This window comes from Pseudomonas sp. AU12215, assembly GCF_001675465.2.
GTDB classification, from domain to species: domain Bacteria; phylum Pseudomonadota; class Gammaproteobacteria; order Pseudomonadales; family Pseudomonadaceae; genus Pseudomonas; species Pseudomonas nitroreducens.
Window position 1 is genome coordinate 1 of record NZ_MACM02000163.1, and the last position, 581, is coordinate 581.

1 protein-coding gene is annotated in these 581 nt (G+C 64.0%); it reads left to right on the plus strand.

Annotation, left to right across the window (positions count from 1 at the left end):
- Positions 1–581, plus strand: a 581-nt coding sequence (locus A9513_RS25500; RefSeq protein ID WP_141678529.1) for a DEAD/DEAH box helicase family protein, incomplete at both ends; no start/stop codon positions are given.

Here is a 581-nt window from a genome sequence, read left to right on the forward strand (position 1 = left end):
CCAAGCGCCAGTACCGCTACGACCGCCCGGTAAAAGACCCGCTGACGCGCAAACCCGAGCCGCTGCTGACCTTCAAACGTGGCGCGCTGGTGCACTTTGCCGTGAGCCAGGATGAAGTGGCGATGACCACCCAGCTGGCCGGCAAGGAAACCTTCTTCCTGCCGTTCAACCTGGGCAGCCTCGACGGCGGCGCCGGCAACCCGCCTGCGCCGGATGACAGCCAGTACGCCACCGGCTACCTGTGGCAGCGCCTGTTCCAGCCGGATGCCTGGCTCAAGGTGCTGGGCCGCTTCCTGCACCTGCAGAAGAGCGTGAAAGAGGATGCCGACGGCAAGCGCGTCACCAAAGAAACCATGATCTTCCCGCGCTACCACCAGTGGGAAGTGGTCAACACACTGATCGAGACCACCCGTGCCGAAGGCCCGGGCAAGCGTTACCTGATCCAGCACAGCGCGGGCTCCGGCAAGTCCAACTCGATTGCCTGGACGGCGCATCAACTGGCCTCGCTCTACGATGCCGAGGGCCAGCGGCTGTTCAACTCGGTGATCGTGATTACCGACCGTACCGTGCTGGACAAGCAG